3 rRNA genes are annotated in these 1,144 nt (G+C 49.7%); all 3 read left to right on the plus strand.

Going from position 1 to position 1,144, the window contains the following annotated elements:
• Window positions 1–113 (plus strand): 16S ribosomal RNA (locus NBH03_RS15815); the annotation flags it as partial.
• A gap of 157 nt (window positions 114–270) precedes the next feature.
• Window positions 271–388, plus strand: a 5S ribosomal RNA gene (rrf, locus tag NBH03_RS15820).
• 314 nt (window positions 389–702) lie between these two features.
• Window positions 703–1,144 (plus strand): 23S ribosomal RNA (locus NBH03_RS15825); the annotation flags it as partial.

The raw sequence follows: 1,144 nt of genomic DNA on the forward strand, positions 1-1,144 counted from the left end.
CCGAAGTCAGTGACCTAACCGCAAGGGAGGAGCTGCCGAAGGTGGAGCCGATGACTGGGGTGAAGTCGTAACAAGGTAGCCGTATCGGAAGGTGCGGCTGGATCACCTCCTTTCTAAGGAAAAAGAAGTAGGGATTGTTTTGTTGTTGAGTTGCTGTGAACACTTAGTGAAGCGAAGCTGAGCTTAGTGAGAACGCACTTTGTGAATCTTAGTGAGGCGGAGCCGAACTTAGCTGAACGAAGTTTCAAAGTAAATACAGTAACACCTTTTACTGGTGGCGATGCGCTTAAGGGAGACACCCGTTCCCATCCCGAACACGACGGTTAAGACTTAAGCGGCCGATGGTACTTTGCTGGAGACGGCACGGGAGAGCAGGTGGCTGCCAGTGTTTTAAAGAAAACAGACCTGAGAGGGTTTTATATAGAGAGAAGAACATAGTCCGAAAGGGGACACGCAGGGGCAGGCGTTTTTGCGGATGGGTCCGAATCCCATGGATGTTCATCGCACGAAGATAAAAGGAACTTAGTTATTAAATCAATTAAGTAACGGATATCCAAGTGCAGATAACTATGTACCTTGAAAACTGCATATCAGAAACACATCAAGCCGTAAATCATCGAAAAGAAAAGATTTACAGATTTCAAAAGAAATCGAAGAAATAGAACCGACCGCATCATGACGCTACATGATGTGGGAACGAAAGGTCAAGCAAGATAGGGCACAGGGCGGATGCCTTGGCACTGAGAGCCGACGAAAGACGTGATAAGCTGCGAAAAGCCGCGGGGAGGAGCAAATATCCATTGAGCCGCGGATGTCTGAATGGGGGAACCCGGCAGGAAGAACTCCTGTCATCATGCACTGAATCCATAGGTGTATGAAGGGAACCCGGGGAACTGAAACATCTAAGTACCCGGAGGAAGAGAAAGAAACATCGATTTCCTGAGTAGCGGCGAGCGAAAGGGAAAGAGCCCAAACCGGTGTGCGTGCACACCGGGGTTACGGACTGTCAAAAGTGAGCTGGAAGTTAGCCGAACGGTTTTGGGAAAGCCGGCCAGAGAGGGTGAAAGCCCCTTAGGCGAAAACGGAAGGCAGCGGACAGGATCCAGAGTACCACGAGACACGAGAAACCTTGTGGGAAGTCGGA

Origin of the sequence: Coprococcus intestinalis (assembly GCF_023656595.1) — a bacterium.
Classification (GTDB): Bacteria; Bacillota; Clostridia; order Lachnospirales; family Lachnospiraceae; genus Coprococcus_A; species Coprococcus_A intestinihominis.